24 protein-coding genes are annotated in these 23,151 nt (G+C 66.8%); 11 read left to right on the forward strand and 13 right to left on the reverse strand.

Annotated features, from left to right (window positions below; genetic code table 11):
• The first annotated feature begins 46 nt into the window (after nucleotides 1–46).
• The 4 genes from ACFPOB_RS28495 (at nucleotide 47) to ACFPOB_RS28510 (ending at nucleotide 3,285) form a co-directional block, all read left to right on the forward strand.
• A complete protein-coding gene (locus tag ACFPOB_RS28495) occupies nucleotides 47–337 on the forward strand; it encodes a GIY-YIG nuclease family protein (protein WP_377801633.1) in 291 nt (96 codons plus the stop codon).
• Between the two features lie 187 nt (nucleotides 338–524).
• The gene (locus ACFPOB_RS28500) at nucleotides 525–1,631 is read left to right on the forward strand and encodes an ATP phosphoribosyltransferase regulatory subunit (RefSeq protein WP_377801634.1); all 1,107 of its coding nucleotides are present in this window, start codon (nucleotides 525–527) and stop codon (nucleotides 1,629–1,631) included.
• Nucleotides 1,628–2,623, forward strand: coding sequence for an ATP phosphoribosyltransferase (hisG, locus tag ACFPOB_RS28505; protein ID WP_377801635.1), 996 nt, complete (start codon nucleotides 1,628–1,630; stop codon nucleotides 2,621–2,623). Before ACFPOB_RS28500 ends, hisG begins: the two co-directional genes overlap by 4 nt.
• A 233-nt stretch (nucleotides 2,624–2,856) precedes the next feature.
• A complete protein-coding gene (locus tag ACFPOB_RS28510; protein ID WP_377801636.1) occupies nucleotides 2,857–3,285 on the forward strand; it encodes an META domain-containing protein in 429 nt (142 codons plus the stop codon).
• 189 nt (nucleotides 3,286–3,474) lie between these two features.
• Here the strand turns inward: ACFPOB_RS28510 and ACFPOB_RS28515 are convergent, their stop codons facing one another.
• The 5 genes from ACFPOB_RS28515 to groES all read right to left on the reverse strand — a co-directional run bounded on the left by ACFPOB_RS28515 (nucleotide 3,475) and on the right by groES (nucleotide 9,736).
• Complete coding sequence (locus ACFPOB_RS28515; protein ID WP_377801637.1) at nucleotides 3,475–5,574, reverse strand: ABC transporter ATP-binding protein/permease; 2,100 nt, start codon at nucleotides 5,572–5,574, stop codon at nucleotides 3,475–3,477.
• A gap of 130 nt (nucleotides 5,575–5,704) precedes the next feature.
• Complete coding sequence (locus ACFPOB_RS28520) at nucleotides 5,705–6,088, reverse strand: DoxX family protein (RefSeq protein ID WP_377801638.1); 384 nt, start codon at nucleotides 6,086–6,088, stop codon at nucleotides 5,705–5,707.
• Nucleotides 6,089–6,204: 116 nt separating this feature from the next.
• Nucleotides 6,205–7,533 (reverse strand): TAXI family TRAP transporter solute-binding subunit, encoded by a 1,329-nt coding sequence (locus ACFPOB_RS28525; protein WP_377801639.1) that lies wholly within the window; start codon nucleotides 7,531–7,533, stop codon nucleotides 6,205–6,207.
• 230 nt (nucleotides 7,534–7,763) lie between these two features.
• On the reverse strand, nucleotides 7,764–9,401 hold the full coding sequence (gene groL, locus ACFPOB_RS28530) for a chaperonin GroEL (RefSeq protein ID WP_377801640.1): 1,638 nt from the start codon (nucleotides 9,399–9,401) through the stop codon (nucleotides 7,764–7,766).
• A gap of 47 nt (nucleotides 9,402–9,448) precedes the next feature.
• Nucleotides 9,449–9,736 (reverse strand): co-chaperone GroES, encoded by a 288-nt coding sequence (gene groES / locus ACFPOB_RS28535; protein WP_377801641.1) that lies wholly within the window; start codon nucleotides 9,734–9,736, stop codon nucleotides 9,449–9,451.
• 216 nt (nucleotides 9,737–9,952) lie between these two features.
• On the opposite strand from groES, the gene ACFPOB_RS28540 reads away from it, so the two are divergent.
• Nucleotides 9,953–10,408 (forward strand): MarR family winged helix-turn-helix transcriptional regulator, encoded by a 456-nt coding sequence (locus tag ACFPOB_RS28540; protein ID WP_377801642.1) that lies wholly within the window; start codon nucleotides 9,953–9,955, stop codon nucleotides 10,406–10,408.
• A gap of 76 nt (nucleotides 10,409–10,484) precedes the next feature.
• On the forward strand, nucleotides 10,485–10,958 hold the full coding sequence (locus ACFPOB_RS28545; RefSeq protein ID WP_377801643.1) for a PaaI family thioesterase: 474 nt from the start codon (nucleotides 10,485–10,487) through the stop codon (nucleotides 10,956–10,958).
• Between the two features lie 6 nt (nucleotides 10,959–10,964).
• Here ACFPOB_RS28545 and ACFPOB_RS28550 read toward each other — a convergent pair whose 3' ends face one another.
• A complete protein-coding gene (locus tag ACFPOB_RS28550) occupies nucleotides 10,965–11,774 on the reverse strand; it encodes a helix-turn-helix transcriptional regulator (protein ID WP_377801644.1) in 810 nt (269 codons plus the stop codon).
• A gap of 86 nt (nucleotides 11,775–11,860) precedes the next feature.
• On the opposite strand from ACFPOB_RS28550, the gene ACFPOB_RS28555 reads away from it, so the two are divergent.
• On the forward strand, nucleotides 11,861–12,361 hold the full coding sequence (locus ACFPOB_RS28555) for a hypothetical protein (protein ID WP_377801645.1): 501 nt from the start codon (nucleotides 11,861–11,863) through the stop codon (nucleotides 12,359–12,361).
• Between the two features lie 17 nt (nucleotides 12,362–12,378).
• Complete coding sequence (locus ACFPOB_RS28560; RefSeq protein ID WP_377801646.1) at nucleotides 12,379–12,756, forward strand: VOC family protein; 378 nt, start codon at nucleotides 12,379–12,381, stop codon at nucleotides 12,754–12,756.
• 16 nt (nucleotides 12,757–12,772) lie between these two features.
• On the opposite strand, the gene ACFPOB_RS28565 is transcribed toward ACFPOB_RS28560, so the two are convergent.
• From ACFPOB_RS28565 to ACFPOB_RS28580, 4 genes are all read right to left on the reverse strand, one after another.
• Nucleotides 12,773–13,474 (reverse strand): DUF930 domain-containing protein, encoded by a 702-nt coding sequence (locus ACFPOB_RS28565; protein ID WP_377801647.1) that lies wholly within the window; start codon nucleotides 13,472–13,474, stop codon nucleotides 12,773–12,775.
• Nucleotides 13,475–13,580: 106 nt separating this feature from the next.
• On the reverse strand, nucleotides 13,581–14,423 hold the full coding sequence (locus ACFPOB_RS28570; RefSeq protein ID WP_377801648.1) for a DMT family transporter: 843 nt from the start codon (nucleotides 14,421–14,423) through the stop codon (nucleotides 13,581–13,583).
• Complete coding sequence (locus ACFPOB_RS28575) at nucleotides 14,420–14,920, reverse strand: GNAT family N-acetyltransferase (protein ID WP_377801649.1); 501 nt, start codon at nucleotides 14,918–14,920, stop codon at nucleotides 14,420–14,422. The genes ACFPOB_RS28570 and ACFPOB_RS28575 overlap by 4 nt, the downstream gene beginning before the upstream one ends.
• A gap of 65 nt (nucleotides 14,921–14,985) precedes the next feature.
• Nucleotides 14,986–15,750 carry a sulfite exporter TauE/SafE family protein gene (locus ACFPOB_RS28580; RefSeq protein WP_377801650.1) on the reverse strand — a complete coding sequence of 255 codons (765 nt, stop codon included), beginning with the start codon at nucleotides 15,748–15,750 and terminating at the stop codon, nucleotides 14,986–14,988.
• Between the two features lie 137 nt (nucleotides 15,751–15,887).
• On the opposite strand from ACFPOB_RS28580, the gene ACFPOB_RS28585 reads away from it, so the two are divergent.
• Nucleotides 15,888–17,312: a lipopolysaccharide biosynthesis protein gene (locus ACFPOB_RS28585; RefSeq protein WP_377801651.1), complete on the forward strand. Its 1,425-nt coding sequence runs from the start codon at nucleotides 15,888–15,890 to the stop codon at nucleotides 17,310–17,312.
• Between the two features lie 156 nt (nucleotides 17,313–17,468).
• Nucleotides 17,469–18,284, forward strand: a complete 816-nt coding sequence (locus ACFPOB_RS28590) for a L,D-transpeptidase (RefSeq protein ID WP_377801652.1) — start codon at nucleotides 17,469–17,471, stop codon at nucleotides 18,282–18,284.
• A 79-nt stretch (nucleotides 18,285–18,363) separates the two neighbouring features.
• Here the strand turns inward: ACFPOB_RS28590 and ACFPOB_RS28595 are convergent, their stop codons facing one another.
• From ACFPOB_RS28595 to ACFPOB_RS28605, 3 genes are all read right to left on the reverse strand, one after another.
• The gene (locus tag ACFPOB_RS28595) at nucleotides 18,364–19,158 is read right to left on the reverse strand and encodes a DUF2076 domain-containing protein (RefSeq protein ID WP_377801653.1); all 795 of its coding nucleotides are present in this window, start codon (nucleotides 19,156–19,158) and stop codon (nucleotides 18,364–18,366) included.
• A 116-nt stretch (nucleotides 19,159–19,274) separates the two neighbouring features.
• Complete coding sequence (locus tag ACFPOB_RS28600) at nucleotides 19,275–20,579, reverse strand: UDP-glucose dehydrogenase family protein (protein ID WP_377801654.1); 1,305 nt, start codon at nucleotides 20,577–20,579, stop codon at nucleotides 19,275–19,277.
• A gap of 200 nt (nucleotides 20,580–20,779) precedes the next feature.
• On the reverse strand, nucleotides 20,780–21,481 hold the full coding sequence (locus ACFPOB_RS28605; protein WP_092163354.1) for a L,D-transpeptidase: 702 nt from the start codon (nucleotides 21,479–21,481) through the stop codon (nucleotides 20,780–20,782).
• 468 nt (nucleotides 21,482–21,949) lie between these two features.
• Between ACFPOB_RS28605 and ACFPOB_RS28610 the strand changes: the two genes are divergently transcribed.
• A partial coding sequence (locus ACFPOB_RS28610; protein ID WP_377801655.1) for a HAMP domain-containing protein occupies nucleotides 21,950–23,151 on the forward strand: 1,202 nt, incomplete at its 3' end.

The raw sequence follows: 23,151 nt of genomic DNA on the forward strand, positions 1-23,151 counted from the left end.
ACAAGAAGGCTCCCATTCCACGCTGACTGCCGTGGGGGGAGAGACGATGCACCAGCCTTCGTTCGTCTACATCATGACGAACAAGCCGCGCGGCACGCTTTACGATGGCGTGACCGCGGCGCTCGCCCGTCGGGTATCAGAGCATCGGCTGCTCCAGGGACGTAGCTTCACCGCACGATACAACCTCGACAAGCTGGTGTGGTACGAGCCACACGAGACAATCGAGCTGGCGATCCAGCGCGAGACGAGCATGAAGCGCTACGGACGAAGTTGGAAAATCGAGCTGGTCGAAAAGGACAACCCTGATTGGAACGATCTGTTCGAGAAAATTCTTTGATCGGGCTGCTTTTCACTACGTGGCGGGAGCCCTTTCCGGCCTGAGATTCTCGGGTCTGCGCTTCGCTCCGCCCGAGAATGACTTGTCCCTCCAGATTCCCGTTCACCCAATTCCCTAAAAACCGTCGAAAATCGCGGGCGTCCCTGCTAGGACGGCGCCGCAACAGGGTTTTTGTAAAGTGCCGGCCATGCGCTCAAAGCTCGAGACCGTGATCGCGCCGTTCGAGCGCGAGGGCTACAGGCGCGCCGAGCCGGCGATCCTGCAGCCCGTCGAGCCCTTCCTCGACCTCTCCGGCGAGGATATCCGCCGCCGCATCTTCCTGACGCAGGACGATGACGGGCGCGAATGGTGCCTGCGGCCGGAATACACCATCCCCGTCGCGCTGGCGCATATCGCCGCTCATGCCGGCGAGCCGGCGTCCTATGCCTATGCCGGCCCGGTCTTCCGCATGCGCGGCGCCAACGAGCCGAGCGAGTTCGCCCAGGCCGGCCTCGAATCTTTTGGTCGCACGGATTTCGCTGCCGCCGATGCCGAGATCATGGCGCTGACCGTCGAAGCCGCCGCCGCGCTCGGGCTGAGCCGGCCGCGCCTGTTGATGGGCGATGTCGCGCTGTTGACCGCGCTGCTCGATCGGCTCGGCGTGCCGCAGGCCGCCCGCCGCAGGCTGATGCGCGCTGTGGCGCAGGGCAAGGGCGCCGACGCCGTCGCCGCGCTCGAGCCGCCTGTGAACGAGGTCGAGCATGCCCATGCCGGCCTGCTCAAGGCCCTTGAGGGGCAGGACCCCAAGGCGGCGCGCGCTTTCGTCGAGGATGTGCTTTCGATCGCCGGCATCTCGACCGTCGGCGGCCGCTCGGCCGGCGACATCGCCGAGCGCTTCCTGGCGCGCGCCGCCGAGCGCGACAATCCGGTCAATGGCGAGGCGAGCGGCGTGATCGCGCATGCGCTGGCGATCGGCGGCGATCCGGACGGCGCCTCCGCCGCCCTGCGCAAGCTCGCGGGCGAGGCCGCGCTCGACCTCTCCGCCGCGCTCGACGCCTTCGACGAGCGCACCGGCTTCCTCGCCGCGCGCGGCGTCGATGTCGGCAGCATCTCCTTCTCGGCCGGCTTCGCCCGCAATCTCGACTACTACACCGGCTTCATCTTCGAGTTGCACGATCCGGCCCGGCCGGATCTGAAGCCGATCGCCGGCGGTGGCCGCTATGACGGCGTGCTGCAGCGCCTCGGCGCGCCCGCGCCGGTGCCGGCCGTCGGCGCCTCGCTCTGGCTCGATCGTCTCGCGGGAGGCAAGGCATGAGCGGGACGGACAAGATGACCAACGACGCGCCGCTGGTTCTCGCAGTGCCCTCCAAGGGCCGGCTGCAGGAGAACGCCACCGCCTTCTTCGGCCGCGCCGGCCTCTCCTTCGTTCAGGCACGCGGCCAGCGCGAGTACCGCGGCCAGATCGCCGGGCTCGGCGGGGCCGAGGTCGCCTATCTCTCGGCCTCCGAGATCGTCGCGCAGCTTTCGTCCGGCTCCGCTCATCTCGGCATCACCGGCGAGGACCTCGTGCGCGAGCAGGTCGCCGATGCCGATGCCAGCATGGTCATGCTGGCGCCGCTGGGCTTCGGCCAGGCCAATGTCGTCGTCGCCGTGCCGCAGGCCTGGATCGATGTCCGCACCATGGCCGATCTCGACGACGTCGCCGCGACCATGCGCGCCCGCACCGGCCGTAAACTGCGCGTCGCCACGAAGTATGTGAACCTGACCCGCCGCTTTTTCGCCAATCACGGCCTCGCCGATTACCGCATCGTCGAGAGCCTGGGCGCGACCGAGGGCGCCCCGGCTGCAGGTACCGCCGAGATCGTCGTCGACATCACCACCACCGGCGCGACGCTCTCGGCGAATGCGCTGAAAGTGCTCGACGACGGCGTGATCCTGGCCTCGGAAGCCAATCTCGTCGCGTCCGTGCGCGCGCCCTGGGGCAAGCAGGCGCGCGATGCCGCCGCTGCCATCCTCTCGCGCATCGCCGCCGAGGAGGAGGCGCGTTCGCTGCGTGAGGTCCGCGCCGTGCTTAACGCCGTCTCGCCGCAGCGGCTGGGCGAGATCGCGCATCGGCTCGGCGCGCGCCTGCCCTTCGGCGCGGCCGGCAGCGACGGTGTCGTCACGCTGCATTGCCCGCGCAAGGCGGTGTTCCCGCTGGTCGAGGAGCTGGGCAAGGCCGGTGCCGACGACATCACCGTGCGCACGCTCGATTATGTCTTCCGCCGGTCCAACCCGCTGATCGAGCGGCTGCTCGCGCGCATCTGACGCGCCGGATTCCCGACGCAATGTCCGGGTAAGTCACCCGGGTGAGGCGATTTCAGTGCAAGTCGTACCAAAAGCGGTGCGATCGAGACTTGCGCTTGCCACCGCGATCGGTGCAGTGGGAAGTGTCGGGTTCTCCTACGGGCCGTCGCGCTCTTTCCAATCGGGGTCTGGACCAGTTGAATACGCAGTCGCGCCTTGGCCTCCTGGCCGCTCTCGTTCTCTCGGTGTCGCCCATGCTGGTGAGCGATGCGCTCGCCCAGCGCCGCCAGCAGATGCCTTCTCGCAGCGAGCAGCCCGGTGGGGAGGCTCCGCCGCCACGGCAGCAGGAGAAGAACTTCCCGTTCGACGCCTCCTGGACGATCAGGCAGATGAACGGCAAGCCGGTCACCGGCTATCGCGCCACGCTGAAGGTCGATTCAAATCTTCGCGGCACCGGCTTCGGTGGCTGCAACACTTTCTCGGCCTCGGCCTATCCGCTGCGCCAGCAGGCTTTCGCAGTCGGCCCCATCGCGGTGACCAAGATGGCCTGCGACAAAGGCGCCTCGGATTTCGAACGCAGCTATCTGATGGCGCTGCGCACGGCCCGGCAATGGGACCTGGTCGAAGGCCGCCTCGTCCTCAAGACCGGTTCCGGCGAGATCCGCTTCGACCGCGGCATTTGACGGACGCTTCGGCGTCATTCCGGGGCGCCGCCCAGCGGCGAACCCGGAATCCAGAACCGACGTCGGTGGTGGCAAGGGCGCGAGAGCCGACGGTTAGTTCTCCGATCGGGCATCGGTTCTGGGTTCCGGGCTCGGGCCCTTGGCCCGCCCCGGAATGACGGCTGAGCGTTACCCGCCTGTCTGATCTTCCTACCCCGCCTCGGCCATTGACTTCGCCCTCGGGCTGAAGGTGCCGTCGGCATTCTTCTCCATCGCGATCAACTCGTCATGCATGGCGCGCAGCGTCGAGCGATGGCCGATCGAGACGATGCTGGCCTGTGGCAGCTCGCGCCGGATCACCTCGTAGATTTCGCCTTCGAGCTTCTCGTCGAGCGAGGCGGTGGCCTCGTCGAGGAAGAGCCAGTCGGGCTTTGCCAGCAGGGCCCGCGCGACCGCGAGGCGCTGCTGCTCGCCGCCGGAGAGGCGCTGCCCCCAGAGATCGACCTCGTCGAGCCGGCCGGTGAGATGGCCGAGCTTGACCTTCTCCATCGCCGCGTGAATCTCGGCGTCGCTGAAGACGTCGGGCTCCGACGGATAAGCGAGCGCGGCGCGTAGTGAGCCCTGCGGCAGATAGGGCCGCTGCGGCAGCACCAACATGCGCTGTCCCTGCGGCGTCGCAACCTTGCCCTCGCCGAACGGCCAGATGCCGGCGAGCGCGCGGAACAAGGTCGATTTGCCCGAACCGGAAGGGCCGATCATCAGTGTCGCGCGCCCGGCAGGCAAAGCGAGGTCCGACGCCTGCACGATTGGCTGCCCGTTCGGCAGGTTGAGCGCGAGCGTCTCGATCGTGGCGTCCTTGACCGGCTTCTCGGTGATGTCGATCGCCGCGCCTTCGCCGCCGGCAGCCTGCGCGTCCGCCTTGGCAATGGCCTGTTCGAAGGTGGTGAGGCGGTTGATCGAGGCGAGATAGGAGGCGATCGACTGGTAGCTGTTGATGAAGAAGGACATCGCCGTCTCGACCCGGCCGAATGCCGAGGCGACCTGAGTCAGCACGCCGAAGGCGATCTGGCCGCCGAAATAATAGGGCGCCAGCAGGACGTAAGGGATGACGACATTGGCCTGGTTGTAGGACAGGGTGAAGGTCGTCAGCTTCAGCTTGCGCCAGAGCAGCCGGTAGAAGTTGTCGACGATGCCGCCGAAGGTCTCGCTGAGATGGCGCCGCTCGGCGCCTTCGCCGCGCATCAGCGCGATCTGCTCGGAATATTCGCGCAGGCGGGCGAGGGCGAAGCGGAAGTTCGCCTCGCGCCGCTCCTGCTCGAATTCCAGCGCGATCAGTGGCTTGCCGATCAGATGGGTGACCCAGGTCGCGAGTGCGGCATAGACCAGCGTCGCCCAGAAGATGAAGCCGGGGATGACGATGTCGGTACCGGGCACGGTGATCGCCACCGGAATCGACCACAGAACGATCGAGAACGACACCAGCGTCGAGACTTGGGTGATCAGCGTCAGCGAGAAGCTGTAGGTCTGGTTCAGGAAGGAGCGGGTGTCTTCCGAGATGCGCTGGTCGGGGTTGTCGGCCGTGCCGGCGAGCGAGATGCGGTAATGGTTGCCGTTGCCGAGCCAGCGCCTGTTGTACTCGGCCGCCATCCATTCGCGCCAGCGGATCAGCAGCACGGACTGCGCGACCGTCTCGATCAGGTAGCTGATCACCGAGATCGCCGCCCAGACGCAGAAGACGTTGACGAGCTGCTCCCAGAAGACAGGTGCGTTCTTCTCCTGCAGGGCGTTGTTGAAGTCGCGGTAGAAGAAGTTGATGCGCAGGGAGATGCCGACCTGCGCCTGGTTGAGCACGATCAGGAAGACGACGAGCGCGACAGCGAAGGTGCCGAGCCGCATGCGGTAGCGGCCGAACGGCCCGAGATTGGCGATCTGCGGTTCGGAGGATTCGAAATAGGGCGAAGCAATGCGGGCGATGCGCTGCACCACCGGCACGAAGGACACCAGATAGATCAGGATGCCGAAGACGGCGACGGTGGTAGCGAGGCTCGCCGGCGGCGCGACGGCCTGCCAGGCAGTGGGCCAAAGCCCGATCTGGGCCATCAGCGTCCCGGCGCCGAAGAGGACGTACTCCGTGCCGAAAATGCCGGAGAAGATCTTCAGGAAGAACGGGATGGTGGTCGCCCGGAAGGTCGCGAAGGCGAGCAAAACGCCGACCACGCCGAGGCCGAGGATCCCGGCGCTGCCGCTTTGCTGGCTGACCACGAGCGCGATCACGGCGAGCGCGGCGACGGCGAAACTCAACAGGCGCATGGCGTCGTCCTTGTCGGGGAATCAGCGCGGATAGGCGCTGCGTAGGAGAGAGCGTTGTAGATCAGCCCTGCGCACAAAAAAGGCCCGGCTCAAGGCCGGGCCGCGCTTTTTCAGCGTTTTGTGATGGGCCTCAATCCTTGTCGACCGAATAGGCGCCGGCGCCGGCCGCGAACAGCATGAGGAAGCCGCCTGCGACGGCGAGGTTCTTCATGAACAGCAGCTGCTGCATCGGCTGCGCCCAGTTCATGTGGAACAGCACCGAGGCGGCGATGGTGAAGGCGAACAAGGCGAGGGCCGTGAGGCGGGTCTTGTAGCCGACGACGATCATCAGGCCGCCGATCAGCTCGACGATGATGACGAGCGGCAGCAGGATGCCCGGAACGCCGGCGGAGGCCATGTAGGCTTGCGTGCCGGCATAGCCGTTGATCTTGGACCAGCCGCCGAGCACGAACATCAGGGCGAGCAGGATACGGCCGACCAGCTTGGCGGCATCGCCCAAGGCAGGGTTGTTCATTGAAGGACCCCCGAAAGCAGAGCGCGGCAGGATGCCGCAACCTGCCGGATTTAGGGCTTACAACCAGAGTTGGCGCAAGCGCGAGCCATCAGTTGCCTGTGCAAAGCCGGCTCGCTTTACGCTGCGGCCCGCTTGACCACCTGCTCGGAAGCACGCGCTTCGCCGATCGCTTCGGCGATCGAGGCGCGAACCGCCTCCCAGCTCAGCGAGAAAACGTGGAATCCCTGGTCTGAGATCCGCTCCTCGGAGAAGTCCTTCATCACCCGCTGGATCAGCAGATTGAGGTCGGCGCGGCACTTGTGAAGGGTCGCAAGATCGTCTGCTTCCTGGGCTCGTGAGGCGATCTCGATCAGCTTGTCGTTATAGGCGCTGACCCGGACCTTGCGACGATTGCGGATCTGCAGCCGCAGCATCATCAGGCCTGAATATGCGATCGTCAGCATCGAGATCATGAAGGTGATCTCGTCGCGGTAGCGCACCAGCAGGAATGGTCTGGCGCCGTCGTAATAGGCCTTTGCGCCGGCATGAATCGCCAGCGACGGGCCGCTCTGCATCGGCCTCGCGATGCCCGCCGCGAGAGGCGTGCGGAAGGCCAGCCGCAATTGCTCGTCGAACAGGATGCGCGTTAGCTCCTCGACGGCGGAGTCCGGCACCTTGGCGCTGGCGACAAGATTGATCCCGATCGCCAGTGTCGGCGTGTCCTGCTCCGGGACCGGCGGGAATCCCTGGTAGGTTCCCTGGCTGATCGTGCTTTCGGTGACATACGGCTTGACCAGCCTGATCGCCGAGGCCTGTTCGACCGGCACGAAGAACAGGCTGTCCCCACGCTGCTGCAGGCGTCGCATCAGGTCGACGGTCGCAGGGTCCCGCAAGGCCCGGACAAAGGCGATCGCCTCGATGTCGCCGCGCTCCAAAGCCGCGAAATTGTCGTTCACCGGCCCTGCGCTTACTTGGATCTCGGACAAGGGCAGGTCGTGGTGCTGCGCCAGGGCAAAGAAGTTCTGATTTCCCGACGTGCCCTCCGGCGGAAGGGCGAGGCGTTTGCCGACCAGGTCTCGCAAGTTACGGATGCCGGACGAGCGGCGCGTGATCAGCTGAAAGTGCTCGCGTGCCACGACCGCGACTGCCCTGACATTCGGGGCGGTCATGATATCGGCCTGGACAGAGGCTAGGGCAGCCTTGCCCTCGGCGACCAGACGCGCGTTCGTCGCCGAGCCGTCTGTATGGACGATGTCGAGGCGGATGGTCTTCGACTGGCTGGCGACGAGATCGCGAACCTCGCCCAACAACTGATCGACATTGCCGCCCTTGCCACCGACCGCGACCGACAATGTTGTCGGCGGGGTATCCCGGAAAGCGTACCAGCCACTGGCCAGCGCCCCTGCCACCGCCAGGAGCGCAATCGCGGCGTAGACGCCGCCAATCACGACAGATCGCCGAACCATCAATGATCTCCGCTCCGCCCGCTCAGTGGGTTTGGCCTCGTGGTCGCGCGCGATGGCGGGGGCCGTTCCGACTCATGGGGAGCTGGATAGTCGTGCGGTGTCTATAGTTGGGAGAACCTTGCGACAGCTGGCAAGATTGTCCGAGTGGCTCTGGCCAAGATGTTGCGTGGTGTGACGAAAAAGGCCCGGCTTGCGCCGGGCCTTCCGTAGTTTCGAAGGGTGGGGCTGGATCAGAAGTCCATGCCGCCCATGCCGCCGCCGCCCATCGGGGGCATCGGGGCGTCCTTCTTCGGCGTCTCGGCGATCATCGCCTCTGTGGTGATCAGCAGGCCAGCGATCGAAGCCGCGTCCTGGATCGCCGTGCGCACGACCTTGGTCGGGTCGATGATGCCGGCCTTGACCAGGTCGCCGTACTCGCCGGTCTGGGCGTTGTAGCCCCAGGCGTAGTCCTTCGACTCCAGCAGCTTGCCGATCACGACCGCGCCGTCATCGCCGGCGTTGTCGACGATCTGGCGGGCCGGGGCGGCGATCGCCTTGCGGACGATCTCGACGCCGGTCTTCTGGTCGTCGTTCTGGGTCTTGATCGACTTGACCGAGTTCAGGGCGCGCAGCAGGGCGACGCCGCCGCCCGGCAGGATGCCTTCTTCCACCGCAGCGCGGGTGGCGTTCAGGGCATCGTCAACGCGGTCCTTCTTCTCCTTGACCTCGACCTCGGTCGCGCCGCCGACGCGGATGACCGCGACGCCGCCGGCGAGCTTGGCCAGACGCTCCTGGAGCTTCTCACGGTCGTAGTCCGAGGTGGTCTCCTCGATCTGCGCCTTGATCTGCGCGACGCGGCCCTCGATGTCCTTCTTCTTGCCGGCGCCGTCGATGATCGTGGTGTTCTCCTTCTCGATACGCACCTTCTTGGCGCGGCCGAGCATGTTGAGCGTCACGGTCTCGAGCTTGATGCCGAGGTCTTCCGAGATCATCTGGCCGGCGGTCAGGATCGAGATGTCCTCGAGCATGGCCTTGCGGCGGTCACCGAAGCCCGGAGCCTTGACGGCCGCGACCTTCAGGCCGCCACGGAGCTTGTTGACGACGAGCGTGGCCAGAGCCTCGCCCTCGACGTCCTCGGCGATGATCAGCAGCGGCTTGCCGGTCTGCACGACGGCCTCGAGGATCGGCAGCATCGCCTGCAGCGACGACAGCTTCTTCTCGAAGATGAGGATGTAGGGGTCCTCGAGCTCGGCGACCATCTTCTCGGCATTGGTGATGAAGTAGGGCGAGAGATAGCCACGGTCGAACTGCATGCCCTCGACGACGTCGAGCTCGGTCTCGGCGGTCTTGGCTTCCTCGACGGTGATGACACCCTCGTTGCCGACCTTCTGCATCGCGGTCGAGATCATCTTGCCGACCGACTCGTCGCCGTTCGCCGAGATGGTGCCGACCTGCGCGACTTCCGCGTTCGAGGTGACCTTCTTGGAGTTCTTCTTGAGGTCGGCGACGATGGCCTCGACGGCGAGGTCGATGCCGCGCTTCAGGTCCATCGGGTTCATGCCGGCCGCAACCGACTTGGCGCCTTCACGGACGATCGCCTGGGCGAGCACGGTGGCGGTGGTGGTGCCGTCGCCGGCATGGTCGTTCTGGCGCGAAGCGACTTCGCGGACCATCTGGGCGCCCATGTTCTCGAACTTGTCGGCGAGCTCGATCTCCTTGGCGACGGTGACGCCGTCCTTGGTGATGCGCGGGGCGCCGAACGACTTCTCGATCACGACGTTGCGGCCCTTCGGACCGAGCGTGACCTTCACGGCGTTGGCGAGGATGTCCACGCCGCGCAGCATCTTGTCGCGGGCGTCGGTGGAAAAGCGGACTTCTTTGGCAGCCATGAGACTACTCCTGATTTGACTCTACGGACGGGTGGGCGTCAGGCTGCTCAGCCGACGATGCCCATGATGTCGGATTCCTTCATGATCAGGAGATCCTGGCCGTCGATCTTGACCTCGGTGCCGCTCCACTTGCCGAAGAGCACGCGGTCGCCGGCCTTGACGTCGAGCTTGATCAGCTTGCCGTCCTCGTCGCGGTTGCCCGGGCCGACGGCGACGACTTCGCCCTCCTGGGGCTTTTCCTTGGCGGTGTCGGGGATGATGATGCCACCCTTGGTCTTCTCTTCGCCATCAAGGCGACGGACCACAACGCGGTCATGCAGCGGACGGAACTTCATGGTTCTGTCTTCCTCTCGATCGTATTCTGGACGGGCTCGTGACTGGCCCGTGAAAGGGGTCTGTTAGCAGTCTCAGCAAGTGAGTGCTAACGGACGTCGCGGAGATAGGCCCGGGGTCTGCAGGAGTCAAGGAATCCGCTGCGCAAAAGGTGAACGCGACCAGCGGTCGCCCATCTGCCTGCTGCGGCCGAACGTTAAACCGGCTATCGTGGCGAGATGACGACGCCGGTATCCGAACTTCGCCTCGACGACATCGCCCGCTCCTGCGTGGTGCTGCATGTCCGCATGACGGCGCGCGCCGTGACCCGCGCCTATGATGAGGCGATGCGGCCGAGCGGCCTGAAGATCACCCAGTTCGTGCTGCTCTCGGCGCTCTCGACCGGCGCCTGGCGCTCGGTCACCGAACTCGCCGACCGCTTCGCGCTGGAGCGGACCTCGCTGACCCGCAACCTGCAATTGCTCGCCGCCGAGAAGCTGATCGAGCCTGTCGACTGCAAGGGCCGGGCGTTGACCTATGCCGTGACGCAGAAGGGCCGCGCCGCGATCGAGGCGGCGATCCCCTATTGGCGCGCGGCGCAGGAGCGGATCGAGGGCGGGCTCGGCCAAGAGCGCTGGAGCGAGACGCGCGACAATCTCAGGACGATCCGACGGGCGGCCAGGGAAGTCGGCTGATCTCGCACCGGCTGGCTTGACCGCCATCCAACTCCATCCTTATCGTGCATCTACACGTTAGAGATGGAGTCGTCGCATGTCCCGCCAGGTGGGTGTCGTCAGCCGTGATGTCCTGCTCGCGGAGGACGGCGCCTCGTTCCTGCTCGGGATGATCGAGGGACGCCATCCCGGCCCGCCCTTCGCCGACGCGATGGATTTCGACCTCGCCGAAGTCGAGGAGGGTAGGGTTGTCTTCGTCGGCACGCCCTCGCCGCGCTTCTTCAACCCGCTCGGCACGATCCATGGCGGCTGGACCGCGACGATCCTCGATTCCGCCATGGCCTGCGCCGTGCATTCGACGCTGCGGGTCGGCGAGGGCTACACCACGCTGGAGATGAAACTGAACTATGTCCGCCCGGTCATGCCCGGCAACGGCCCGGTGCGCTGCGAGGGCAGGCTGATCCATCGCGGCGGCTCGGTTGCGACCAGCGAGGGCAGGCTGGTCGATGCACATGGCAAGCTGCTGGCGCACGGCACCGAGACCTGCATGATCTTCGGTGCGAAGCGCTGACGCCGCTCAAGCGCAGCGATAGTCGCTCGGGCTCGCACCCATCACCCGCTTGAAGCGGCGGTTGAAGGTCGACAGGTCGCCGAAGCCGCAATCGAAGGCGATGTTGGCGACCGGCTGGTCGGTCCGGCGCAACAGCAGCGCCGCGCGGTGCAGGCGCGTGCGCAGCACGTATTGGTGCGGCGTGATCCCGACCAGCGCACGGAACGTGCGCAGGAAATGATAGGGGCTCATCGCCGCCTGCCGCGCCAACTCATCGAGCGAGAGCGCCTCCTCGCAATGCGCCTCGATATGGCGCAACGCCCATGTGATCCGGCGCTGGTCGCGCACGCTCGGCGCCTCGACCCTGCGCGTCTCGTCTGACAGGATGCTTGCCACCGCTCCGGCGAGGCGCAGCGCGATTTCCTCCAGCCTCTCGGGTCCTCCGGCAGCGACCTCCGCCTCCGCGACGAGGCCGGCGAGCGCCGGCAGGGGCGGCAGGTGCGCCCGCGCGAAACCCGCCTGCCGGGCGCCCCGCACCGCCGCGACGACGCCTTCGAGCCAGGCCGGCTCGAACTGGAAGGCGAGGCAGCGGTCGCCGGCCGCATGCTCATGGCCGCATTCGAAGCAGGCGCCGCGATTGCCGAGCAGCAGCGCGCCCGGCGCCAACACGGCGCTGCCTTGCGTCGAGCGATAGCGGAACGAGCCGCCGCGGACGATGGCGATGCAGTGCTGCGGGTGCTCCTCCTCGAAGGCCCGGTCGTCCGGGCCGGCCGTGCAGACGATGTCGCTGACCCGCCAGCCGGGGCCTGATGCGAGGATATGTGCGGTGGCGGTCATGTCAGCGAGTTTAGCAGTTTTTCCCAAGCGCGGCCCGAGGCTCCGGGTCTAGCTGGGCGCCAACTTGATCCAGACGGAGCCCGATCATGACAGCAGCGCCATCGACGCTGGCCGACGTCCTCATCGCCGCCGGGCCGGCGCCTGACTACGCCGACAAGCTCGCCCTCTACGGCCAATTCGTCGGCGCTTGGACCATGGATGCACTGATGCATACCGACGACGGCCAGCGCCGTGAGGTCAGGGGCCACATTAATTTCGGCTGGGTGCTCGGCGGCCGCGCCGTGCAGGACGTCTGGATTCTGCCGGGCTTCTTCCACGGCACGACGCTACGCGTCTACGACCCCGCCCAGGACGCCTGGCACATCCGCTGGAATGACCCGGTCAAGCAGTACTACACGCACCAGCTCGGTCGCGCCGAGGGCCGGGATATCATCCAGCACGGCAGGCTCGAGGACGGCACGGCCATCCGCTGGCGCTTCACTGAGATCACCCCGGACTCGTTCCACTGGATCGGCGATCGCTCGCGCGATGATGGCGCCAGCTGGCAGGTCCAGGCCGATTTCCGGGCGAAACGTATCAAGGCCTGACAGGAGGGAAGCAAGCCATGTTCGATCATGTCTCGATCGGCGTTCGCGAGATCGCCCGCACGAAGGGCTTCTATGATGCCGCGCTTGGCGCTCTCGGCTATGACTGCCTCAGTGCCGACGAGAGCTCGCTCGGCTACGGCAAGGACGGTGTCGGCCTCTGGATCGGCGCAGTCCCGGCGCCGGTGCCGCCGGACCGTGACTCCAACCTGCATTTCTGCTTCGTCGCGCCGACGCGCCAGAGCGTCGATGCCTTCCATGCGGCTGGGTTGGCGGCGGGTGGCGCCGACAACGGCAAGCCGGGCCTGCGCGAATCCTACGGCCCCGACTATTACGCCGCCTTCGTCGTCGATCCCGACGGTTATCGGCTGGAGGCTTATTGCAGCAAGCCGGCCTGAGGCTGTTGCAGCAGGGCTAATGTTCGGGCGGCAGGTCGTGCGCCGCCCATTCGCTGCGCGGGATCGCCTCGCCGACGCGGAACTGGAAGCCGGCGACCTTGCCGTTCGCTGCCATCTCGCAGCGGAAGCGCAGTCCGTACCATTGCTTGCGGCTGCGGAAGGCGGCGCCCTCGGCCTCCAGCACGGCCTTCGTCAGCTTCGTGCCGGCCATGGCGAAGGCGACGACGCGGTCCGGCTCGAAATCCGCCTTCCAGGCATGGATCTGGCTCATGGCTTCGAGATTGCAGAGCTGCTCGACGCGCTCGCTTGCCTCGAGCGTCTTCAGCGCCTCGCGCGTTCCCCGGCTGCGCGGATTGGCCAGCACGCTCTCGGAATGCAGCGTCCGGGCCGTGATCATCGCCGGCGGTTCGGTCGGTGGCGGAGCGGGTGGGGTGGCCGGCTTGTCCTGAAGAGGAGTGGCAGGGGCCATCTGTGGCGGGGAAGCGATCTCGGCAGTTGGGGGAGCAGGTGGTGCCTGAGCCGGGACTGATGGCGGCGCGGGAGGCGTGAGCGCTTCAGGACCGACCAACTCCACCTCGACGTTCATCTCGGTCATTGGAACGAAACCGCTGAAGGCCCGGGCGGCGAGCAGCGCGCCGAGCAAGGCGAGATGCAGGCACAGCGCAGTGGCGAGGCCGGGTTCGCGAAGGGCGCGAGCAGCGGGGCCGGTGCGCTGCATGCTTTGGATCAGTTGCCGTTAGAGCGTAAGGCGGGCATGGGCGGCGATCGCTCCCTTGTGTTGCCCTGTGCAGAAGCCGACCAAGTCGGCGATTTTGCGGCAGGAGTCAGCGCCGGCTGACCGCGAATGCCCCGGCGACGATCAGCACTGCGCCGGCATAGGTGGTCCAGAGCGGCGCCTCGCCGAAGACGAACCAGCCGAGCAGGCTCGCCCAGACCAGCGCCGTGTATTCGATCGGCGCCAGCCGCGAGGCGGGCGCGCGGGCGAAGGCCGAGGTCAGCGAGAGGTGCCCGGCGACGCCGAGCGCGCCGGCGGAGAGATAGGTGGCGAGGTCGCCACCACTCATCGGCTGGAAGACGTACCAGGCCGGCCAGGCCAGGCACAGCGCCGGCCCGGCATTCTGGAACAGCACGATGATCGCCGGGTGCTCCTTCACCGCGATCTTGCGCAGCAGGATCAGGTTGAAGGCATAGGAGATCGCCGAGAACAGCGCGGCGGCGACGCCGAGCTCGGCGCCGGAGACGCCCCCTTGCAAGCGCGGCCAGACCATCACCAGCATGCCGGCGAGGCCGAAGCCGAGCGCCTGCAGGATGCGCCCGTCGAGCCGCTCCTTCAGGACCAGCGTGCCGAGCAGGGCGACGAAGACAGGCGCGAGGAAAGAGAGCGTCAGCGCCTCGGCCAGCGGCAGCACGGAAATCGAATAGAAAAAGCTGCCGGCGGTCAAAATCACCACCGGCACACGCACCGAATTGCCGATCAGGCTGGCGCGTGTGGGGAAGGCAGGACGCAGGACGACCAGCACCACGAAAGCGCATAGGCCGCCCATGGCGAAGCGCATGAACAGCGCCAGCAGGAACGGATGCTGCTGCATCTGGGCCTTGATCACCGCATCCATCGCGGTGAGCAGCGCGATGCCGAGAACCGCCCGCAGCGCCGTGTTGAGGTTCATGTCCGAGCCGGGGCGAGCGGCTTGCGGAAATGATATTCCCAGGTTGAGGAGACGTCGGCGAGATAGCGCTCGCCGGGCCAGCGCACGAAGCCGAGCTTCTCATAAAAGCGGTGGCCGCGGGCGAACTTGCTGTCCGACCACAGCATCATCTCGCGGTAGCCGCCGGCCTCGGCGAAGGCGAGCGTCCGGGCGAACAGCGCCTGCGCCAGCCCGCTGCCGCGCTGGCTCGGATCGGCATAGACCTTGAACAGCTCGACCGCGTTCTGGTCGGGCACCGGCACGACGGCGATCGAGCCGGCGATGCGCCCGTCCGGCCCGTCCGCGACCCAGAGCCTGCCGCCTTTCTCGGCGTAGTGGCTGGCCGGGCGGCGTAGCTCCGGGAATTCCGACCACTCGAAGAAGCAGTTCGGATATTCGGCGAAGGTTGCAGCGATCAGGTTGGCGAGCGGCTCCGAATCAGCGTCGGTGGCGTCGCGAAGGACGGGCAGGGCGGTCATGACCACCCGCTTAGGCCCAATGCGGGCTGCTGCAAAGATGGGCGGCTCGCGCTCCTGCCATGCCGTTACCGCAGCAATGCCAGCGCGGCGTCCGCGGTCAGCTTCAACGCGGCGGCCGCGAGCAGCAGATAGCAGGCAAAGAACAGCCGCTTCTGGTCGAGCCGTTCATGCAGCCAGCGCCCGATCCAGACGCCGACCGGTGCGGCCGGCAGCAGCGCCAATGCGGCCCAGAGTGCCTGCGGCTGTTTCAGCCCGAGCGCCAGATAGGGCGGCAGCTTCAGCAGGTTGCCGAGCATGAAGAAGGCGATCGTCGTGCCGACGAAGGCGGTCTTGGAAAGTCCGCGCGCCAGCAGGTACATCGCGACCGGCGGTCCGCCGGCATGGGCGACGAAGGTGGTGAAGCCCGAGGCTGTGCCGGCCAGCAAGGCCAATGGCGGCGATGCCGGAAGCTTCCCGGCGGGGGCAGTCCGGCCGCGCAGGAACCAATGCGCCGTGAAGGCGAGGGTGACGAGGCCGATGATCAGCGTGACGATGCGCGCATCGACGACGAGGAAGACGGCGTAGCCGATCGCAATGCCCACGATCAGGCCGGGAATCAGCCAGATGAGGTCCTTTTTCGACCAGGTCGAGACGCCGAAGCTGCCGATAGCGACGATGTCCATCGCTGCGACCAATAGCGCCACCATGATCCCGGCCTGCAGCGGATCGACGACGAGCGCCAGTAGCGGCACGCCTAGAATGGCGAGCCCGCCGCCGAACGCGCCCTTGCCGATGCCGATCAGCAAGGTCATGGTCCAGCCCACGAGATAGAACAGCGGATCGCTCGGCATTCGTTCAGTCTTTGGTGCTGGCGGGCGGGGAGGCCGTGCCTGTTTCCGCTTGGACATCCGGAATTTGGCGATTAGGCGGAATCAGCGCAGTCATGCGCGGCTGGCGCCGAGCCGGCGGGGCCTTTCGCGATGGCGTCATGACCGTTCTCCTGCCCTTCGTGATCAATGCCGGGCTGAACTTCGCCCTCGGGCTGCTCATCGCCTATTTCCTCGGCCCCGCCGAATTCGGCCGCTACGCCATCGGCGCGGCGATCATCGTCGTGCTCAACACCGCGCTGCTCGACTGGATCAGGCTCTCTGCCGTCCGCTTCTACTCGCAGAAGAGCCGCGAGGAACAGCCGCGGATCAGGGCGACCCTCGATGTGCTGAGCGCGGGCATGACCATCGCGCTCACCGGCCTGCTCGTCGCGGCCGTGGTCGCCGGCGTCGATTTCGGGCTGCCGGTCATGCTGGTCGCGGCTTCGGTGCTGGGCGGCATCTGTGCGGGCCTGTTCGACTATCACGGCGCGATCGCCCGGGCGCGCTTCCTCGATGCCGCCTATGCCCGCCTCGTCATCGTCAAGAACGTGCTCGCGCTGCTTCTGATGGTCGGCGGCGCCTGGTGGACGCGCGATCCGACGATCGTGATGTTCGGCGGCGTCGTCAGCATCATGGCGGCGCTGCTCGCCGTCCGGCGCTCGCTCGCCGATGCGCCGCTTGCCTGGTCGGCCGCCAGCCGCGACCTCGCACGCGACTTCGCCCGCTATGCCCTGCCGCTGGTCGGCGCCAACGCGATCTATTCGCTGATTCCGCTGCTGAACCGCTCGCTGCTCGCAGATGCCTATGGCTTCGCCGAGGCCGGCTATTTCTCGCTCGCGGCCGATATGGGCCTGCGCCTGTTCGGCACGCTCGCGGCAACGCTCGAGATCGTCATGCTGCGCGAGGTGCTCCGGCTCGACGAGACCAAGGGCCGGCGCGCGGCGCAAAGGCGGATCGCCGACAACCTGGTGATCGTGCTGATGGTGGCGCTCCCGGTGGCCGCCGGCCTGTTCCTGGTGCTGCCGGCCTTCGAGAAGCTGCTGGTGCCGGTCGCGTTCCACGGCCGTTTCGCCGCCTACATGCTGCTGCTGCTGCCGGGTTTCGTCGCGCTGACCATCTTCGTCGGCGGGCTCTATCCCGTCTTTCTGCTCGGCAAGCGCACGGGCATGGTGACCTTCGCCGCCTGCGCCGGCCTCGCCGCCAACCTCGCGCTCGTCTTCGGCGCCGTCGCGGCCGGGCCGGAACGGTTCGCGCTCGGCCAGACCGTCAGCTTCCTGACCGTTCTCGTCATCACTGGCTGGATGGCGCTGCGGATCTTGCCAGTCCTGCCGAAGCTGCGCGACATCGGCTTGATCATCGTTGCGGTTGCTGTGATGGCGGCGGCCGTCTGGCCGCTCTCCGGGCGCCTTTCGCCCTTGCCCGAATTGCTGCTGCAGGCCGCGCTCGGCGCCATCGTCTATGGTGGGCTGATGCTGGCCTTCGACGTGGCGCGCTGCCGGACATTGCTGCGGCTCTGGCTCGCCATGCGCAAGCGGGGGGCATGAACCCGACGTTTACCGCGTTTGCTTGCGGATCGCTAAGGTTAACCTGGGGAATTCGAGCGTTTAAGTCGTTTCCGGGGCCCATAGAGTCAACGATTCACCATTCATTTCAACGCATCGCCTCACGCTTCAAGCCTGTTGCGTAAAGAGAGTTGCGTCATGCGTCCGCTCTATATCGTTCCCTTTGTCGTGTTCAGCGGCCTGCTGCAGGCGTCGGCGCAAGCCAATGCCCAGACCTATTGGCGTCCCGCCGACCCGATGGTCACGCATTCGGCCGGCCGCGGCCAGTATGGCGGCGGCTTCATTGAGATGCTGATGACCGGCCAGGACCCGACCGACTATGGCCGCGGCGGGGCGGTCTACAACCGGCCGCAGCGTGGCGCCTATGGCCAGCAGCCGCAGACGCGGCGCCTCTCCGACTATGAGGCCCCGGTTCCGATCCAGGGCGATCCGATGGAGCCGCGCCGCGAGCGTCGTTCCGCCGCGCTCGGCCAGCCGATCCCGGCCGAGCGGCCGATCGCGCGCACCCTCGATCCGCGCTTCCAGAAGCAGGAAGTCGCCTATAGCGGCCCGCATAAGCCCGGCACGATCATCATCGACACGCCGCAGCGCTTCCTCTTCCTGGTCCAGCCGGGCGGTCGCGCCCTGCGCTACGGCATCGGCGTCGGCCGCCCCGGTTTCGAATGGGCCGGCATGAAGGCGGTCACTCGCAAGGCCGAATGGCCGAGCTGGACGCCGCCGGCCGAAATGCTGAAGCGCCGGCCCGACCTGCCGCGTTTCATGGCTGGCGGTCCCGAGAACCCGATGGGCGCGCGCGCCCTCTATCTCGGCTCCTCGCTCTACCGCATCCACGGCACCAACGAGCCGAACACGATCGGCCAGGCGGTCTCCTCCGGCTGCATCCGCATGAACAACGAGGACGTGATCGACCTCTACGAGCGGGTGCGCGTCGGCGCGAGGGTCTTGGTGATCTGAGCCGAGCGGGACACGCTCAAAAAGAAAAGGCCCGCCTGTCGCCAGGCGGGCCTCGTCATTTCAAGGGCTGGCGTCAGGCTCAGGCCCACTCGTCGTCGCCACCGAAGCCGCCCGAGCCGTCATCATAGCTGCCATCGTCGTAATTGGCGTCCTGATAGCTCGGCTCCTGCTGCGGCTCTGCCGCCGGCTGCTGGTCGGCGGCCGTCTGGGTGTCCTTGGCCGCATCGTTGTTCTGCGACGCGTCCTTGTTCTCCGCAGCCTGCGCAGCCTCGGCCGGCTTGGCCTCGGAGCCGCTCTTGCTGCCGCTGAAGGCGTTCATCAGCATGTTGCCGGCGACCATGCCGCCGGCGACGCCGGCCGCGGTCGTCAGTGCGCCCGCCAGGAAGCCGCCGCCGCGGGCAGGAGGCTGGGCCGCCTGATTCTGCCAAGGGCCAGGCGCGGCGCCCATGCCCTGCTGCGGCGCCATGCCCGGCTGAGGCGCTGCCGCCTGGCCGCCCCAAGGCGGCGAAGCCGGTTGCGGTGCGGCGCCGCCGCGCTGCGGGAAGGACGGCACCGAGCCGGAGCGGGCCGGCTGGCTCGCGCCGCCGCCGAAGATGCCCGACAGGAAGCCGCCGGATGGCTGAGCCGGGGCTGGCGCGGGCGGTTGGCGGCGCAGCTGCTCGATCTCGGCCTGAGCCTGCTCGAGCTGAGCCTGCTGATTGGCCAGAGCCTGCTCCTGGACATAGATCGATTGCGCCATCGCATAGACGGCATAGGGCTGCTCGCGCAGGCGGTCAGCGATGAAACGTTCAGCCTCGGGGTCGCGGGGCTGGTTGGCCGCCTGGCGCAGGCGGTCGAAAATCCCGGCGATCACGTCGCGTTCCTGCGGCGTCATCGTCATCTCCTCTCATGTTGGACAAGGCGGTCGCCCTGTCGCCCCGAAAGGTGGTGACGGCTTATGACGCTATCAAGGCGGCGCCTGGCGCCTTTCTGTCGCGCCGGGGGCTGATCTCAGGCGTTGCCGACATTGACATAGGTGAAGCCGCGCTCGCGCATCTCGCCGGAGCGATAGATGTTGCGCAGATCGACCACGACGGGATGGCGCAGCGCCGCCTTGACGCGGCCGAGGTCGAGCGCGCGGAAGGCGTCCCATTCGGTGACGATCACCAGCGCATCCGCGCCCTCCAGGCAGGAATAGGCGTCGGGTGCGTAGCTGATTTCCGGCATAAGCGGCTTGGCGCTCGCCATCGCCTCGGGATCATAGGCGGCGATGTCGGCGCCGGCATCGAGCAGCGCTGTCACGATCGAGAGCGAGGGCGCCTCGCGCATGTCGTCGGTGTTGGGCTTGAAGGCGAGGCCGAGGATGGCGATGCGCTTGCCCCTGACCGAGCCGCCGCAGGCGGCGATGACCTTGCGCGCCATGGCGCGCTTGCGCTGGTCATTGACCGCGACCACCGTCTCGACCAGGCGCAGCGGGCTCTCCATGTCCTGCGCCGTCTTGATCAGGGCGAGCGTGTCCTTCGGGAAGCACGAGCCGCCATAGCCTGGCCCGGCATGCAGGAACTTGCCGCCGATGCGGTTGTCGAGGCCGATGCCGCGCGCCACCTCCTGGACATTGGCGCCGACACGCTCGCACAGATCCGCCATCTCGTTGATGAAGGTGATCTTGGTCGCCAGGAAGGCGTTACCGGCGTATTTGATCAGTTCCGAAGTGCGACGCGCCGTGAACAGGAGCGGCGCGGCATTGAGATAGAGCGGCCGGTAGAGGTCCTCCATCACCTTGCGGGCGCGATCGTCCTCGGTGCCGATCACGATCCGGTCCGGGCGCTTGAAGTCGGCGATCGCCGCGCCTTCGCGCAGGAACTCGGGATTGGAGACCACGGCGAAATCGGCATCGGGCCGGGTTTCGCGCATGATCCGCTCGACCTCGTCGCCGGTGCCGACCGGCACCGTCGACTTGGTGACGACGACGGTGAAGCCTTCGATCGCCGCGACGACGTCGCGCGCCGCCTGGTGGACATAGGAGAGGTCGGCATGGCCGTCGCCGCGGCGAGATGGCGTGCCGACCGCGATGAAGACGGCGTCCGCCGACGCGACCGGCCCGGCGAGCTCGGTGGTGAAGGAGAGCCGTCCTGCGCGGACATTGTTCGCGACGAGGTCGTCGAGGCCAGGTTCGTAGATCGGGATCTCGCCACGCTTCAGGGCGGCGATCTTGCCGGCGTCGGTGTCGACGCAGGTCACCTCATGGCCGAAATCGGCGAAGCAAGCTCCGGAGACCAGGCCGACATAGCCTGAACCGATCATCGTCACGCGCATCTGGCGGTCTCATCGTCTCGTCGGCGGGCTGCCGACCGGCAGGGCGTAGCGCAAAACCGCGTCGAGGCAAATCGCAGCCGCCCGGGGCTGGGGGAGTAGCCCGATCTGGCAAAGGAAGCGTGACGGCGCCGCGGCGACAAAAAAGGGCGGCTTGCGAGCCGCCCTTTCCGAAAGCTGCCGGCTGAGCCGGCCATGCACGCTCAGATGAAGTCGTCAGGCGGCAGCGGCGCGTCGGTCTCGTCGAGCTCCGGTTCGCCGATCGGGTTGCGGTTCAGTACGACGACGGGGGTCCCGATCGGAACGCGGCTGTGCAGATCGATGATGTCCTGGTTGAACAGGCGGATGCAGCCCGAGGACACGGCCTTGCCGATCGACCAGGGCTCGCTCGTGCCGTGGATACGATAGAGCGTGTCCCTGTTGCCCTGGTAGAGATAGAGGGCGCGCGCGCCGAGCGGGTTCTCGAGCCCGCCCGCCATGCCGCCGGCCCAACGCGCGTTGCGCTCCGGTTCGCGGGCGATCATCGCTGCGGTCGGCGTCCAGCGCGGCCATTCCGCCTTGCGGGCGACGGTGGCGCGGCCCCGCCAGGACATGCCCTGCTTGCCGACGCCGATGCCGTAGCGGATGGCGCGGCCGTTCTCGCGGACGAGATAGAGATAGCGGGCCGAGGTGTCGACCACGATCGTGCCGGGGCGCTCGGGCGTCTGGTAATTGACCTCCTGGCGCAGGAAGCGCGTCTCGACCTCGTCGATGTCGGTCGCCGGCAGCGGATGCCGCTCATCCGGCCGCTCGTCATACATCGACAGGAAAGCGGCGTTCTGGTGAACCGGCGTCCTGACTTCATAGGCCTGCTGCGGACCGGTGACACAGCCGGCCAGGCCGACAGGCACGAAGGCCGAAGCCATCGTCAGGAAGCGGCGGCGGGAACAGGTGGCGGAGGCATCAGGCTGGGAGGACATAACTCGGCTCTTCGTGGGCGGCTGGCAGCGACAACATGCGAATTGCCGACAAGTTCCAAGCAGTTCCCGTCGGCGGACCCTTACCACTTCACGGCCCCGCATGGCGCCGGGGTGAAAAGGATGTGGCGAAATGATGGCTGACGCAGAGCGTGGCTTGAATGCCACAGTGCGACATGCTGGCACCGCATGGCGGAGTGAGCTGCTACTTTTGCATGCATTGGCCTAAAAATGAGCGCAAAAGGAAAGCCTTTGCTATGCTTTGTGGCAGTGCGCTGACGCTTGGGTAAGCAGTTTAAAGGCGCTTTAACCGTTACCGGCAAAGCTTTTAAAGCCTCATGGCTTCGGTGCCTGGTCATGCCGAACGATTAAGCGCCGGTCTCCGCTTCGACCGAGCAAAAAAGCACGAGCAAGAACATGAAATCGATCCGCTTCAAAGTGCTGGCGATGCTGGGGATCATCGTCGCCGGTGCCGTGCTCTCGGCGGCTCTGAGCCTCTACGCCTTGTCGCGCTCGAACGATCTCAACGCGCGCTCAGATACCCAAGGCGAGATCGCTCTGGTCACCGAGCGGATCAACACGCAGGTCTTCGCCGTGGTGATGGATTCCCGCGGGATCTACATGTCGAAGGATGCAAAGGAAGCTGAGGCCTTCGCCAAGCCAAAGGAGGCGCGCTTTCCGGTGATGCGCAAGCTCGCCGCCGATCTGGTCGCCCTTGTCCCGGCGGCGGAGCGCGAGACTGCGCTGAAGCTGCAGAAGTCGGTCGAGGACTTCATCGCCTTCCGTAGCGAGACGATCCGGCTCGGCCGCGAGGTCTCGACCGCCGCTGCCAACCAGCAGGGCAACAACGATCAGAACCGCGCCAATCGCAAGGCGTTGAACGACCAGCTCGTCGCCTTCGGCAAGCGCAACGAAGAGGTCGGGAACAGGCTGTCGGTCGAAGCGGCCGAATTCACGCGCCAGATCCAGTGGATCCTGCCCGTGGTGCTGCTCGGGGCGCTGCTGGCTTCGATCGCTGCCGCCATTTTGTTCGCGCAACGCTCGATCACCCGGCCGCTGCTCGACCTGAGCGGCAGCATGAGTCGCCTGACGGCGGGCGAGACGGACATCGCGGTCCCGCATACGAAGCGGCAGGACGAAATCGGGGATATGGCGCGGGCCGTGGCGGTACTCCGTCAGAGCACCGAACAGGTCGCATTGCTACAGGAGCAGGAGCGTTCAGCCGCGGCGGAACGCATTCGCTCGGCTGATGCGATGGCGGTGGTCGTGTCGGATGTCGGGGAGGTCGTTGCCGCAGCGGCTACGGGAGATTTCTCGGCCCGGCTGCAGGTCGAGGATGCGGACGAGCAGATGCTGAAGCTGGTCGCCGGCATCAACGAGATCAACGCCGTGGTCGATTCGGCGACGACCGAGTTCGTCGAGGTTCTCAATGCTCTGGCCGCCGGCGACCTCACGCGTCAGGTGCCGACCGCCTATCGTGGCCGCTTCGCCGAGCTCAAGGACGCCGTCAACGAGACGATCGACCGTCTCTCCGCCACGGTCTCGACCATCCAGCTGACCGCTTCGGAGGTCGGCATCGCCGCCCGAGAAATCAACACGGGCGCGGACGACCTTTCGAA

It is taken from the genome of Allobosea eneae (assembly GCF_042657265.1).
Classification (GTDB): domain Bacteria; phylum Pseudomonadota; class Alphaproteobacteria; order Rhizobiales; family Beijerinckiaceae; genus Allobosea; species Allobosea eneae.

What these genes read in the sequence shown, in the direction of transcription:
- groES (WP_377801641.1), bottom strand. Translation starts at nt 9,736, where the DNA reads ATGAAGTTCCGTCCGCTGCATGACCGCGTTGTGGTCCGTCGCCTTGAT.
- hisG (WP_377801635.1), top strand. Translation starts at nt 1,628, where the DNA reads ATGAGCGGGACGGACAAGATGACCAACGACGCGCCGCTGGTTCTCGCA.
- ACFPOB_RS28605 (WP_092163354.1), bottom strand. Translation starts at nt 21,481, where the DNA reads ATGGCTTCGGCCTTCGTGCCTGTCGGCCTGGCCGGCTGTGTCACCGGT.
- ACFPOB_RS28545 (WP_377801643.1), top strand. Translation starts at nt 10,485, where the DNA reads ATGTCCCGCCAGGTGGGTGTCGTCAGCCGTGATGTCCTGCTCGCGGAG.
- ACFPOB_RS28495 (WP_377801633.1), top strand. Translation starts at nt 47, where the DNA reads ATGCACCAGCCTTCGTTCGTCTACATCATGACGAACAAGCCGCGCGGC.
- ACFPOB_RS28590 (WP_377801652.1), top strand. Translation starts at nt 17,469, where the DNA reads ATGCGTCCGCTCTATATCGTTCCCTTTGTCGTGTTCAGCGGCCTGCTG.
- ACFPOB_RS28585 (WP_377801651.1), top strand. Translation starts at nt 15,888, where the DNA reads ATGACCGTTCTCCTGCCCTTCGTGATCAATGCCGGGCTGAACTTCGCC.
- ACFPOB_RS28525 (WP_377801639.1), bottom strand. Translation starts at nt 7,533, where the DNA reads ATGGTTCGGCGATCTGTCGTGATTGGCGGCGTCTACGCCGCGATTGCG.
- ACFPOB_RS28570 (WP_377801648.1), bottom strand. Translation starts at nt 14,423, where the DNA reads ATGAACCTCAACACGGCGCTGCGGGCGGTTCTCGGCATCGCGCTGCTC.
- ACFPOB_RS28600 (WP_377801654.1), bottom strand. Translation starts at nt 20,579, where the DNA reads ATGCGCGTGACGATGATCGGTTCAGGCTATGTCGGCCTGGTCTCCGGA.
- ACFPOB_RS28595 (WP_377801653.1), bottom strand. Translation starts at nt 19,158, where the DNA reads ATGACGCCGCAGGAACGCGACGTGATCGCCGGGATTTTCGACCGCCTG.
- ACFPOB_RS28540 (WP_377801642.1), top strand. Translation starts at nt 9,953, where the DNA reads ATGACGACGCCGGTATCCGAACTTCGCCTCGACGACATCGCCCGCTCC.
- ACFPOB_RS28560 (WP_377801646.1), top strand. Translation starts at nt 12,379, where the DNA reads ATGTTCGATCATGTCTCGATCGGCGTTCGCGAGATCGCCCGCACGAAG.
- ACFPOB_RS28500 (WP_377801634.1), top strand. Translation starts at nt 525, where the DNA reads ATGCGCTCAAAGCTCGAGACCGTGATCGCGCCGTTCGAGCGCGAGGGC.
- ACFPOB_RS28555 (WP_377801645.1), top strand. Translation starts at nt 11,861, where the DNA reads ATGACAGCAGCGCCATCGACGCTGGCCGACGTCCTCATCGCCGCCGGG.
- ACFPOB_RS28520 (WP_377801638.1), bottom strand. Translation starts at nt 6,088, where the DNA reads ATGAACAACCCTGCCTTGGGCGATGCCGCCAAGCTGGTCGGCCGTATC.
- ACFPOB_RS28575 (WP_377801649.1), bottom strand. Translation starts at nt 14,920, where the DNA reads ATGACCGCCCTGCCCGTCCTTCGCGACGCCACCGACGCTGATTCGGAG.
- ACFPOB_RS28515 (WP_377801637.1), bottom strand. Translation starts at nt 5,574, where the DNA reads ATGCGCCTGTTGAGTTTCGCCGTCGCCGCGCTCGCCGTGATCGCGCTC.
- ACFPOB_RS28580 (WP_377801650.1), bottom strand. Translation starts at nt 15,750, where the DNA reads ATGCCGAGCGATCCGCTGTTCTATCTCGTGGGCTGGACCATGACCTTG.
- ACFPOB_RS28565 (WP_377801647.1), bottom strand. Translation starts at nt 13,474, where the DNA reads ATGCAGCGCACCGGCCCCGCTGCTCGCGCCCTTCGCGAACCCGGCCTC.
- ACFPOB_RS28550 (WP_377801644.1), bottom strand. Translation starts at nt 11,774, where the DNA reads ATGACCGCCACCGCACATATCCTCGCATCAGGCCCCGGCTGGCGGGTC.
- groL (WP_377801640.1), bottom strand. Translation starts at nt 9,401, where the DNA reads ATGGCTGCCAAAGAAGTCCGCTTTTCCACCGACGCCCGCGACAAGATG.
- ACFPOB_RS28510 (WP_377801636.1), top strand. Translation starts at nt 2,857, where the DNA reads ATGCTGGTGAGCGATGCGCTCGCCCAGCGCCGCCAGCAGATGCCTTCT.